The following is a 12,126-nucleotide window of genomic DNA, read 5'->3' on the forward strand; positions in this document are numbered from 1 at the left end:
GATATTTTGCGTTAGCAGACACCAAATCTATATTCCTTGAATTAGATAAATGGATTCGTAGAAGACTTCGAATGTGTCTATGGAAGAACTGGAAGAAACCGAAAACAAAGATACGCAACCTTATTCAGCTTGGCGTACCACAATGGCAAGCGTATGAATGGGGAAATACTCGGAAGAGTTATTGGCGTATTTCAAATAGTCCAATATTACACAGAACCCTTGGTAACTCCTATTGGAGAAACCAAGGGTTGGAAAGTCTTGAAGCTCGTTATGAAAACTTGCGTCAATTATCTTAATTGAACCGCCGTATACGGAACCGTACGTACGGTGGTGTGAGAGGACGGGAGTTAATCGCTCCCTCCTACTCGATTTCTTCTCTTGATAGATTGAGATTTTTTGTTATGATATGGTAGGAAAATACAATAAACGAGGCAAAGTACAATGAAAAATCCATACTTATATGGTTATTTACCATTATTTTCAATTATTCTGTATAGTCTAACTTTTGGAATTTTTACAGTAAGTAAGTCTATTCAACTTTTTCAATCTATTGGAATCTATAATGGCATGCGAGAATTTCTAACAGAAGTAGAAATTCGGATGCTATTATTGTTTGTATTCTTCCTTTGCTTTTTCATGCTGTTTTCAGCTTTAAAATTGATTGGAGAAACGATTCACGAAATAGGGATGTTGTTTTTTTCAAAGGATTCAGAAGGTGGTGCTGTTAAAGCAGCACGCGGAGGATATGTACTTTTCTTTATCGGAAGTCTTATTAGCGCCTTTGCTATCCAATCCTTTACTGCACTAATAATCATTTTTGCATTATCACTATTTTGTTTTTTCGTCTATTCAATCTATAAAATGAGCCAATATATGTCTTTATCTGGGATGATTGGATTAATCGCCTTTGAAATACTCTTTTGGTCTTTTTTTATAACAGTCGTCATTTTTGTTTGTATGAAACTTTACAACGGGATTTTGGCGAGCTTGCCTTTTGCTAAATAAGGGATAGACACTCTTATTCTAATCTGATTTAAGCGAAAGGAAAGTTCCTGCCGTGTTCGCTTCGTCGCAATTTATCTGCGATGAAAGCAATATTAAAGTAAAGCTTTCCCGCGGGAATGGACATGAATAAGAGAGGAAAGCCCATGCCCGCGGAAAGCTTCCAGCTGAAGCGAAAATCTATGATAGAAAAATATCATCCAAATAGTCATTTTATTGGTTAATAATACGGTTAAATATGTTGAAATGAATTCGATCGTCTTCTAATTGAAGCATAGATGTTGGTTGATCATAGCCAATCCAAACGGCTGCGGTATATTCATTGGATAATCCAGCGATCCAAAAATCTCGATATTCGTTCGTAGTGCCTGTTTTTACCCCAATATAGGATGAATTTGCATGAATCCCTCTTCCTGTTCCACTTCGCACTACTTCGTTTAATAATGAACGCATGTATTGTACAGTTTGTTTAGACCATATTTGTTTCCGTTCCGATGGCCACTGATACAATATGTTTCCTTGTTGATCGGTAACTTTTCGAATTGCATGGGATTTAACGTAACTTCCATCGATAAAGCTTGTATATGCATCGGCCAATTCTAATGTAGTTACACCGTATGTTAGTCCACCTAATGCAGCTGCGTAGTTTTTATCTTGTTCTACAATCGATTTAAAATTGAATTGTTGTAAATATTGAAAGGCTGTCTCTATACCAACTTTTGAAAACAGACGAACAGCTGACGTATTCAAGCTATGTTTAAAGGCAGTTGAAATCGTTACATCGCCATAGATTGCTCCGCCGTAGTTTTGTGGACAAAACGCCCCAATGCAATATTTTCCTCCATTCACGATGGAGGAAGGTGAATAATTTGTTCTTTCAAATAGCGGTGCATATACAATTAACGGTTTAAAGGATGAACCTGGCTGTCTCGGAGCCTGATAAGCTCTATGAAAATCGAATTTATTGTAGTTTTTTCCAGCATACATACTCACGATTTCCCGCTTCTCATTTTCAATGACAACCGCGCTAGATTGCAAATTTTGAATGGTTAAAAGAGAATTAATTGATACATCATCTTTTGATTGTTTTTCAGGATCTAATGCTGTATGTATAATGATGCCAGAATAAAGAAGTTCATTGATTTTGTTATCTAATTCTTTTTGAAGCAGCAATTTTTCCTCTGGTGAAGCTTGTTGCAGCGCTTCGTTGTATCCCTCAGTTTCTGCAATTAATTGATTCAGTTCATGTAATACATACGTGCTGTAAGCAGGGAAGTTTTGCGTTTTTTCTTTTATGTTCAACCGAATGGGTTCTTCTTTATATTGTTTTGCTTCATCAAGGGAGATGACATTTTCTTTTGCTAGAAGATCAATTAAACGTTCTTGACGTGCTTTCGTATTGTCAAAATGCTTTAACGGATCATAAATAGAAGGGTTATTTGGTATAGCTGCAATAAAGGCGATTTCCGCAACGGATAAATGTTGTATTGGTTTTTGAAAATAATAGGTTGCAGCTGAATTAATACCATATACTTGATGACCGAAGTACATTTCATTTAAATACATTTCAAAAATGGTGTCTTTATCATATAGTTTTTCTAGTTCGTAAGCATACAACACTTCCATTAGTTTGCGTTCATATGTTTTCTCTTCCGATAAATAAAGCATTCGAACAAGCTGCTGGGAAATTGTACTGCCCCCTTGTTGAATAGAATTTTGTTCCGCATTGGTTATGACAGCCCTCATTATAGCACTTATGTCAAAACCGATATGTTGATAAAAATCTCGATCTTCACTCAAAATAAAAATTTGTTTAACGATTTCGGGTATTTCTTCTATGGGAATAGGATTTCTCCATTCCACGTAATCTTCGTTAAATAAATCTCCGTTTCGATCTAACATTTTAACAGGAAGCTGTTTTTTTATTTCTGGGAGTTTGATTTGTTCCTGAATTTGTTCTTTATGATTTTGTGCTTTGGCTGCTTCTTCCCAAATTTTGTCTCCAACAACAAAAAGAAGAGGGAAGAGGCAAAGAATCATAAGATACCCTAACAATTGCCTCACATTTATTCCTCCTATTGCCTACAAGAAAGAATACCATATTTTTCATTAGAACAGTTCACTTTTCATATCATTACAACATGTTTATAAAGAAATTTCCGAAAAAGATGAATGAAAGAAAGAGGAGTATAACAACTTAAAATAAGTAGAAATAGAAGTGAAATAACTTAATTAGCGGAAAAAATTCATGTTTTATGGTAAACTGAAACGAGGAAAATAAGAAAATGTAGTCATCACTATGATTTTATTTATAAAGGAGAAGAAGAAATGTACCCACAATTAACGAAAGAATTAAACCCTGGAGAAATCTTAGTTGAAATGAAAACGACAATGGGGTCAATGAAAATAAAGTTGTTCCCAGAACATGCACCTAAAGCGGTTGAAAACTTTTTAGGTCATGCAAAGTCAGGTTATTATGAGGGTATTATTTTCCACCGTGTTATTGCTGATTTTATGATTCAAGGCGGAGATCCAACTGGTACAGGTATGGGAGGGGAATCCATTTGGGGAGAACCTTTCGAAGATGAATTCCATCCTGAACTGTTTAATTTACGTGGAGCGTTATCCATGGCGAATGCTGGTCCAAATACGAATGGTTCTCAATTCTTTATTGTACAAATGCCGCAAGTACCAAGTGATATGATTGGACAAATGGAACAAGCAGGTTTTCCAAAAGAAATCATTGAGGAGTATGCTCGTATTGGAGGAACACCTTGGTTAGACTATAAGCATACTGTATTTGGTCATGTTGTTGAGGGTATGGAAGTTGTAGATAAAATTGCCAATGTCGAAACAGATTTCCGAGATAAGCCGATAGAAGATATTAAAATAGAATCAATTACAGTGCTTGAATAAGACGACAGAAAGAAGTGATGATTGTGCACTTGCTATTATTATATGGCGATTTTTTATATTTTCCGGAAGACAAAAAAGCATATATTCCAGCTGCAGTTGAATTGATATTGCTATTTGTACTTTGTTTTGCTGTCTTTTTCCTTGTAAAAAAAATATCAAAAATACAAGAAATGAAGACAAAAGAGTTGGAAAAGCGAATGTTGCGTGAGCGTAAACAAAATAAAGACACAATAATAAAAGAGTAGGGTTTGCTACATGAAAAGGCTGTCTAATAAGCATAAGCTTTTAGACAGCCTTGATTGTTTTAAACAACTTACTATTCACCTTATACACTATGTTTTTGGTGGAATCTTTTTAACGAAAAATTTAAAAAGATAAGATAAGAAATTGTTGTAGTGACAGTAATCAGTATGAACCCTTTCCATCCTAAATTATTATAAATGGGGGCAACCAAGGTGCTTCCTGATGCAACACCAATATAATAGGAAACTAAATAAAGACTTGATGCACTTCCTTTTAAATGGGTTGCAGTTTTGCCAACACTTGCTGCAGTTAGCGAATGGGCGGTGAAAAAGCCGAAACAAATTACACACAAACCGAGCAATACGATAAAGAGTGAAGAGTGCAATGTGCATAATACTCCGAATGATAATAAGCAGATTGCAGTAGTTCGTACTTTATCTAAAGTAAATTTATTTGATAGCCAACTCGCAATTGGAGCTCCTAATATTCCAAAGGCATAGGCAAAATACAAAAAGGAAATGGAGTCAAGCGACATTGAAAAAGGCGGTTCTGCCAATTGGAAAGGGAGGTATGTCCACGTTCCAGTAAATGTGACTTGTAATACAATACCTAATCCGAATAAAACAAGTAAATTTGGATTTTTTAAATGAAATCCAAAACCTCTAATATCTTCCCAAAAACTTACAGAACTTGGAACGAAATGTTTTGATCTTGGTAATGCAATCAGAACAAAAAGAAATACACCAAACCCAAAAATGGTAATAATCGTAATTGCTAATTGCCAACTGTAGTTTTCTGAAAGATACCCTGCAAGAAAACGTCCAATCATTCCACCAAGCGCATTGGTAGAAATGTAAATGGATGTTGCTAAATTTCTTACTTTCGAATCGATTTCCTCTCCGATATACGCAAGAGATGCTGCCGGAACTCCAGCAAGGGTGAAGCCTTGAATTAATCGCAATATTGAAATCATCCAATACTTTTCCACAAAAAGCATAACCAGAAAAGGAATGATAGATAAAAGAATAGAAAGTTTAATAAATAATACTCTTCCATTCCGATCCGATAAAAAACCTAAAACAATCAACCCTAGAATCAAAGATAAGGTTGCAAGCGACATGGTTAAACTAGAATATGTTACGGATATTGCAAATTCTTTTTCAAATACAGGAATGAGTGGTTGAAAGGCGTAGAAAGTTGCAAATATAAAAGTTGAAGCTAAACCGAGACTCGCGACAACTCGCCAATAACCAATTTCATTAATATGATACCCCTTTGTTTCCATACGTGAACACCTACTTAATGGAAGTATAACGGACACAGTAGGAAGTATCCGTTATAACGTCAATTATTTTCCAATTCCAAATGGTAACCAAAGTGACAATTGTGGGAAGAGAATGACGACAACTAAGTATGCAATCATTAATACGATAAATGGAATAACTCCTCGAACAACCATCCCAAGTTTTTCCTTCGCTATACCTGCAACGACGAACAAGTTTAATCCAACTGGTGGTGTAATCATTCCAAGTTCTAAGTTGATAACCATGATAATAGCGAAGTGATATAAGTCGATGCCAAAATGTTTTAAAATAGGTAATAGAATTGGTAATGTAATTAATATGATGGATACAGCTTCTAAGAACATACCTAAAATAAAGAAGAGCAAGTTAACAATGAGCATGAAAATCCATTTGTTCATGCCGCTTTCCGCAATCCACGCTCCAACTTTTTGCGGAACTTGTTCGTTTGTGAGATATAATCCGAATAATGAAGCAGCCCCGATAATTAAGAAAATCATGGCTGTTACGTTGATGGATTCAACTAAGATTTGACGGAAATCTTTCCAACTTAGTTCGCGGTAAATAAAAATTGAAACGATGAGGCCATAAACAACAGCAATAATAGCAGATTCAGTCGGAGTTACAACCCCTGAGTAAATCGTACCTAAAATTAATACCGGCAAAAATGCACCCCAAATGGCTTTCAACGATTTTCGACCGCGTTCTTCCCAACTTGCTTTTTCATCGCCTTGATATCCCTGCATTTTTGCATATACAATCGCTGCTACAATTAATACAGCAAGTAACCCTAATCCAGGGATAACCCCGGCCATGAATAGTTTTCCAATCGATTCTTCCGATGTAATACCGTAAATAATGAGAGGTACACTCGGAGGAATTAAAATACCAAGAGTTCCTCCAGCAGCCACTAATCCGAGAGCGTATTTTTTCTCATATCCAGCAGCAACTAATGCAGGAATCATGATAGAACCAATTGCAGCTGCTGTTGCTGGAGAGGAACCAGAAATTGCTGCGAAAATCCCGCATGCAAGTAGTGTTACGACCGATAATCCACCAGGTAAGTGTCCAACCCAGGCACGTAATGCCTCAATTAAATATTTTGAAATTCCCCCACGAGCCATAATGGCACCTGCTAATACGAATCCAGGAATGGCCATCATAGGAAAGGAATCAAGTGCCGTAAACATGCGTTGCGGCATCATGTTCATATTAAAATCAGCCATGAATAACATTAATATGGTAGCTAGAGCCAAGCTAATAGCAATTGGAACACGTAAAAAAATCAATACAAAGAAACTAATTAAGAGGGTTAGCATAGTCTTCATCCTTTCTACGCAGAATGTTTACCAACCTTTCAATGAAACGAAGCAGGAAAAGCACTCCTGAGATTGGTAGTATTAGGTAAACAATCCACATAGGGATTCCTACATCTAGAGATACCATTCCGGAACTAATGCGAGCAGTGACTAAATTCCATCCGTAATATGTATAGATTAGGCAGAAAACAATCGATAGCACTGTCGCTAGTATATTGATGAAATACTTTCCCTTATTTCCTAAACGATCATATAAAATATCTACTTGAATATGTTGATTATGTTTTAGCGCCATACCAAATCCTAAAAATGTTCCCCAAATTATTGAATACCTTGCGACTTCTTCTACCCATGCTTGAGGATGATTTAAAAAGTAACGCATAACAACTCCGTAGAAGATCAATAATACACCGACGCCAAAAAAGATGCTGGCTAATATTTCTTCTAACCAAGTCCAAAGCTTCGATAATGCCTTCACTTGTTATCAACTCCCTTATAATGGAATACATATATGAAAAAAGATGGAGTGTCGAAATAAATTCGACACTCGAAAAAAATAGGGAAAAGACTGTGTTATAAGGATGAATTATTCAGCTAATGCTGTAATGCCATCGATTAATTCTTTTGTGATGACATCAGTAAATTCATCATAAACAGGTTGTAAAGCTTCTCGTAAAGCTTGGCGCTCTTCATCAGTCATTTCATAAACTTCAACAGTGCCTAAGCTTTTGATTTTTTCGAAGGATTTTTGGTTTTCTTCAGCTGCTAATTTTTGAGCGTATTCAGTAGCTTCACTAAGCGCTTCTTCCACTAATACACGTAAATCTTCAGGCATTGATTCCCAGAACGATTTGTTTACGAAAATTGCATAGTCAAGGCGACCATGTTGAGTTGTAGATAAATATTTTTGAACTTCATAGAATTTCATTGTATCAAAGTTGTTGAATGGGTTTTCTGCACCATCAACAGTTCCTTGTTGAAGAGCTGCGTAAGTTTCACCGAATGAAATTGTTGCAGAACCTGCACCTAATGATTCAAATTGTTTTTCTAATACTTGTCCAGCTTGTGTACGGAATTTCAAACCTTTGAAGTCTTCAGGTTTTACTAATGGATGTTTGTTGTTAGAGAAATGTTTGAAACCGTTTGGCCAGAATGCCATACCTTTAATATCGTTTTGTGCTAATTGCTGAGAGTTGAATAATTCTTGCGCTACTTCTGAATCAAAGAATTTTTGAACATGTTCTTCATCTTTGAATAAATATGGCATATCAACATATTGCCAACGTGGGTCGATTTTCACCATTTTTGTAACGGATGGAGCGATCATATGTACGTTCCCTGATACTAATGCATCAAGCTCATCCGCATCGCCGTATAATTGTGAAGATGGATAAACTTCAACTTTTACACGACCTTCTGTTTTTTCATCTACTAATTCAGCAAAGTAGTTAGCAGATTTACCTTTTACACTATCAACTGCAGTTACGTGTGAGAATTTGATAATAAGTGGTTTGTCAGCAGTGTAATCTTCACTGGATTTTGGTTCACTGCTTGAACTGCCGCCACATGCAGCAAGGGCAAGAGCTAGCACCCCTAAAATAGTGGCTAATAGCCATTTCTTCATGTAATTATCCCCCTTAAATGTAGTAATGTTTTTATTGTAAAAAGAGCGCAAAGTCTCTTTTTTACCTATTTGACATATTTATATTTCGGAAGATTTTGAATGTAGTAATCCCCGTAATGTTGGGTGTAGTAGTGATATACGGGCGTAAAATGTTCTTCCCATTCTTTTTTCTCTTCCTCAGATAAATAATAGATTTGTATGCATTGGCATTCTTCAATTTCTTGCAGTCTTCTGTCATTTAAATCTTCTGCAAGCTGCCATTGCCATTCTTGAACTTCATGAAGCGTCTCGGTAATAAGTTCCCGATCTTCATCAGATAAACTTTCCCAAAAATCTAAATTAAATAGTAGAAAATAACCTAAATATCCATGATTTGAAATAGTTAAGTATTTTTGCAATGAATAAAAGTTTTTACTTGTGATATTTGTTAACGTATTTTCTTGTCCTTCTATATCACCTTTTTTCAGCGATTGAAAGACGGTATTAAAGTCAATTTTTCTAGGAAAGGCGTCAACAATGTAATATTGTTGTGCTAAAATATCGCTCTGCATAATGCGCATCCGTATTCCTTTTAAATCTTGATAATGCTCGATCGGTCTAATGTCGTTGCTAATTTGTTTAAAACCGCTATCCCACAAACTAAGAGCGATAAGATTATGCATTTTTAATAAATCTTTTAATCGATTCCCGGCTTCACTTTCTGTAAATTCATGAACTTCTTCTAATGAATTAAAAGCATAGGGAAGATCGTATACAGAAAGTTCAGGAACCAAATCTGTCAACTTCGAAATAGCAGGAGCAATTAATTGGATATCTCCTCTTAAAAGGGCATCCAATTCTTCCACATCTTTATAAAGAGTTCCGTTTGAAAACACTTGTATTTCAATTCGACCGTTTGATCGTTCTTTAATGAGTTCAGCAAATTTTCTAGCTGCCATCCCTTTTGGTGTATCTTCACCTACGACATGGGAAAATCGGATGACAAGTCGCTCATCTTCACTTAACTGTTCTAAATCAGTGGGATAATCTTTTATTTGAGAGCACGCAAGAGTTAAAAATGGTATGACTAATAGAAAACAAAATAGAATTACTTTTATTGAATCTCTCATCGTTTTCCCCTTGAACTTGCTGTTTGATGTAGATAGTTTCATGTTATATGAAAAACGAAAATTCTCAATATTATGGTATTAATGGACGTTTTGTTCTTTTTGGTATACAACAGTTATTTTGAAATAATAACTGTTGTATTACATAGATGAAGGCAAAAAAATAAGAGCCTTGATAGCTCTTATTAAATGGAATAATATTTTGTTGGACGACCCACTGTACCGTATTTTAAATCGATTTTGACTTCACTAATACTCGCAAGATAGTCTAAATATTTTCTTACAGTGACTCTCGCCATGCCTGTATTTTGTGCTAGTTGTTCAGCTGTGACGGGACCGTTGATTTCTTTTAATTTGTCGGTGATTTGTTTCATTGTAATTTCATTGAGTCCTTTTGGTAATTCTTTTTGAGACTCATAATACATGCCATAATAATCATCGATGTCATCTTGCTTAAGTTCGGTTTTCGTTGTTAATTTTTTTCTTGAGCGGGCATAATCTTCTAACGCTTGTTGGAATCTTTCTAAGCGGAAAGGTTTCACTAAATAGTCGAAAGCTCCTAAGCGTGTCAATTCTTGAACTGTTTTTGCATCTCTAGCTGCAGTAATCATAATAATATCAACTGGGAGGCGTTCTTGACGAATTTTGTAAAACAACTCTAACCCAGAAATATCTGGTAAATACATATCTAAAAGGATTAAATCAGGCGTTTTGTTCTTAATTTCTCGATAGGCTTGTTCACCTGATTGGGCTTCCCCAACTAAGTTAAATCCATTAATTTTCTTTAAAAAACTCTTATTTACTTCCAATACCATTGGATCGTCTTCCACAATTAAGACATTTATATTGGTCACAGTACATTCCTCCCAACTTGTACGATTATTGTTGTGCCAACACCAACCTCTGAAAAAATTTGAATTGTTCCATGATTGGACTCGATAATTTGCTTCACTAATGCTAATCCAATCCCATGGCCTTGTTTATTTTTCGTTGTATAACCATAATTAAAAATTTGTTCCACTGGTTCTTGAATTCCAACGCCATTATCTTGTACTTCAATATATAAATAATCTTGATCCCCTTGAATGAGAATATCTACATATCTTTCTTCTTTAGAAAGACATGCTTCCATTGCATTATCTAGCAAATTCCCAATAATAGTGATTAAGTCGCCACTAGAAAAACCTGTGACATAATCAAGCAAATAGGAATCGTCGCTTAATGTTAACTCAACACCTAATTCTTTCGCTCTTGAGAATTTTCCAATTAATAGTCCTTGAATGGAATAATCGTGTATTTTATCTTTAATTTTTTGAAAAACACTTTCTTCATCAGTAATTTCATCTAAGATTAGACTGATGGCTTCCTCATTTCGATTGAGTTGAATAAGCCCCGCAATACTATGTAATCGGTTTAAAAATTCATGGTGCTGAGCCCTAAGTGTATCCACTAAAGTTTTTACACCAGTTAATTCTTCAGCTAAGGTGTGTGCTTCTTTATGGTCAGTAATGACGATGAGGGAACCAGCATTTTTATCATGTATTTTTAGTGGAAAAATTCGGACTAAGTACATTTGATTTAACAAAGATAGCGGTTTATAACTTTCTTGTTTTTCAAGGCGTTCTTCGGCTAACCAAGTATTTTTAAATACCTCTTTTAATGTTCCTTCCTTCGCAAAAAAATGAGTATATTTTCTAGCTAAATGATTCATATATGTAATTTTCCCTCGGCCATCTGTGGCGAGAATTCCAACATCCATTGCTTGCATAATTGCTGAACGTTCTTCCACGATACGAGCAATTTCATATGGTTCTAAGTTTAACGTTTGCCGTTTAATTAGATTGGCAATCAAGATCGATCCTATCAACCCAATCAGTAACCCCCAAAATAATGCGATAAAAATATCTAATTGATATTCTCCTACTAATTGGTACCATTTTGGCGTAATGATTCCGACCGTGATGACACCTACTTGTTTTGTAGCATCTGGATTCATAATAGGTACAAACGCACGAATCGAGAATCCTTGAACTCCGATTGCTTTTGAAATGTATTCGTGTTGTGACAAAGCTTCATTGTTTTTTATTTCTTCATTGATGGTTCCAATTTTACTTTCGGACGGATGAGAATATCGTACACCTTTCATATCGAAGATCACAATATAATCGACGTCCGTTGCCAATCGAATTCGTTCTGCAATCGGTTGAATAACTTCAAAACCTTCCTCTTTTCCAACGGTTTTTTGTACATCTTCTAGTTGGGCAACTGTACGGGCGATAGCGATTGCTCTAGATCCAAATTCTTTTTCAAAGGCGCCAGAAATATTATGAATCATAATAATTCCACTGGTTAAGATAGAAAATAACACGATAACAAAGGAAAAAATAAACATTGTTAATCGAAGAGGAAATCTTTTCATCACTTTATTGATTGTAACAACCCCATTTTCAAATAATTAAGAATTTATTTTTTCTTATTATATAATAAATCACTAGCGTCGCATTAAAATAATTTAACACCTTCAAATAAACCGAATTTTCTGAAATATAATCTAAACACAAAAAAATCCTTTATAATGGTTGGGTGGTAGTAAACCATCCAAATCCAATACAAAG

The 12,126-nt window shown here is 35.3% G+C and carries 12 protein-coding genes; 4 read left to right on the plus strand and 8 right to left on the minus strand.

Annotated features, from left to right (window positions below; all coding sequences use genetic code 11):
- Both HF990_RS14105 and HF990_RS14110 read left to right on the plus strand, forming a co-directional pair.
- The coding region (locus HF990_RS14105; protein WP_281727725.1) for a group II intron maturase-specific domain-containing protein at positions 1 to 296 on the plus strand (296 nt) is incomplete at its 5' end.
- A gap of 145 nt (positions 297 to 441) precedes the next feature.
- Positions 442 to 1,005 (plus strand): DUF5366 family protein, encoded by a 564-nt coding sequence (locus tag HF990_RS14110; protein WP_016839495.1) that lies wholly within the window; start codon positions 442 to 444, stop codon positions 1,003 to 1,005.
- 210 nt (positions 1,006 to 1,215) lie between these two features.
- On the opposite strand, the gene HF990_RS14115 is transcribed toward HF990_RS14110, so the two are convergent.
- Entirely contained in the window at positions 1,216 to 3,066 is a 1,851-nt protein-coding gene (locus HF990_RS14115; RefSeq protein ID WP_168412845.1) for a transglycosylase domain-containing protein, read from the minus strand.
- Between the two features lie 264 nt (positions 3,067 to 3,330).
- Between HF990_RS14115 and HF990_RS14120 the strand changes: the two genes are divergently transcribed.
- Complete coding sequence (locus tag HF990_RS14120) at positions 3,331 to 3,918, plus strand: peptidylprolyl isomerase (RefSeq protein WP_168412846.1); 588 nt, start codon at positions 3,331 to 3,333, stop codon at positions 3,916 to 3,918.
- A 17-nt stretch (positions 3,919 to 3,935) separates the two neighbouring features.
- A complete protein-coding gene (locus HF990_RS14125; protein WP_040764878.1) occupies positions 3,936 to 4,163 on the plus strand; it encodes a hypothetical protein in 228 nt (75 codons plus the stop codon).
- Positions 4,164 to 4,243: 80 nt separating this feature from the next.
- On the opposite strand, the gene HF990_RS14130 is transcribed toward HF990_RS14125, so the two are convergent.
- From HF990_RS14130 to HF990_RS14160, 7 genes are all read right to left on the minus strand, one after another.
- Positions 4,244 to 5,446, minus strand: coding sequence for an MFS transporter (locus tag HF990_RS14130; protein WP_016839490.1), 1,203 nt, complete (start codon positions 5,444 to 5,446; stop codon positions 4,244 to 4,246).
- A 63-nt stretch (positions 5,447 to 5,509) separates the two neighbouring features.
- Positions 5,510 to 6,781, minus strand: a complete 1,272-nt coding sequence (locus HF990_RS14135; protein WP_016839488.1) for a TRAP transporter large permease — start codon at positions 6,779 to 6,781, stop codon at positions 5,510 to 5,512.
- Positions 6,762 to 7,259: a TRAP transporter small permease gene (locus tag HF990_RS14140; protein ID WP_016839487.1), complete on the minus strand. Its 498-nt coding sequence runs from the start codon at positions 7,257 to 7,259 to the stop codon at positions 6,762 to 6,764. The genes HF990_RS14135 and HF990_RS14140 overlap by 20 nt, the downstream gene beginning before the upstream one ends.
- A 108-nt stretch (positions 7,260 to 7,367) precedes the next feature.
- Positions 7,368 to 8,405: a TRAP transporter substrate-binding protein gene (locus HF990_RS14145; protein WP_016839486.1), complete on the minus strand. Its 1,038-nt coding sequence runs from the start codon at positions 8,403 to 8,405 to the stop codon at positions 7,368 to 7,370.
- A 65-nt stretch (positions 8,406 to 8,470) separates the two neighbouring features.
- On the minus strand, positions 8,471 to 9,514 hold the full coding sequence (locus HF990_RS14150; RefSeq protein WP_168412847.1) for a DctP family TRAP transporter solute-binding subunit: 1,044 nt from the start codon (positions 9,512 to 9,514) through the stop codon (positions 8,471 to 8,473).
- A gap of 182 nt (positions 9,515 to 9,696) precedes the next feature.
- Positions 9,697 to 10,365 carry a response regulator gene (locus HF990_RS15325; RefSeq protein ID WP_168412848.1) on the minus strand — a complete coding sequence of 223 codons (669 nt, stop codon included), beginning with the start codon at positions 10,363 to 10,365 and terminating at the stop codon, positions 9,697 to 9,699.
- Positions 10,362 to 11,846, minus strand: a complete 1,485-nt coding sequence (locus tag HF990_RS14160) for an ATP-binding protein (RefSeq protein ID WP_016839483.1) — start codon at positions 11,844 to 11,846, stop codon at positions 10,362 to 10,364. The genes HF990_RS15325 and HF990_RS14160 overlap by 4 nt, the downstream gene beginning before the upstream one ends.
- Between the last annotated feature and the right edge of the window lie 280 nt (positions 11,847 to 12,126).

Origin of the sequence: Ureibacillus thermosphaericus (genome assembly GCF_012396605.1) — a bacterium.
Lineage (GTDB): Bacteria > Bacillota > Bacilli > Bacillales_A > Planococcaceae > Ureibacillus > Ureibacillus thermosphaericus.